Raw genomic sequence first — 569 nt, 5'->3', positions numbered from 1 at the left:
GTGAAGTGGACGGCAGGAGGAGCTTTCGCTCCTCTGAAGGGGCACATGAACGTCCCGTCGCCGGTATCCGGTTTATCTCACATCTTTCAGTCAGGAGGTTCTTATGAGTGCACGTGGTATCAACAAGGTCATCCTCGTCGGGCGTCTGGGCAATGATCCGGAAGTCCGTTACATCCCCAACGGGGGCGCAGTGGCAAACCTGCAGGTGGCCACATCAGAAAGCTGGCGTGACAAACAGACGGGGGAGATGCGGGAGCAGACGGAATGGCACCGCGTGGTGCTGTTCGGCAAGCTCGCGGAAGTGGCAGGTGAATATCTGCGCAAGGGTGCGCAGGTCTACATCGAAGGTCAGCTTCGCACCCGTAGCTGGGAAGATAACGGTATCACCCGTTACGTCACTGAAATTCTTGTTAAGACCACGGGCACCGTGCAGATGCTGGGACGTGCACCACAGCAGAACGCTCAGGCGCAACCGAAGCCTCAGCAGAATGGGCAGCCACAGAGTGCTGACGCGACGAAAAAAGGTGGCGCGAAAACGAAAGGCCGTGGACGTAAGGCCGCGCAGCCAG

1 protein-coding gene is annotated in these 569 nt (G+C 58.5%); it reads left to right on the top strand.

Translation table 11 applies throughout. From position 1 onward, the window contains the following. Positions 1 to 103: 103 nt before the first annotated feature. Positions 104 to 569 (top strand): single-stranded DNA-binding protein (locus ACJHX3_RS25030; RefSeq protein WP_032297597.1); only part of this gene is annotated, 466 nt, incomplete at its 3' end.

The organism is Escherichia sp. WS1265, from assembly GCF_046487585.1.
Lineage (GTDB): Bacteria > Pseudomonadota > Gammaproteobacteria > Enterobacterales > Enterobacteriaceae > Escherichia > Escherichia coli.
The sequence above is the reverse complement of the archived record's forward strand: the minus strand, read 5'-3'. Positions and strand labels throughout refer to the sequence as shown.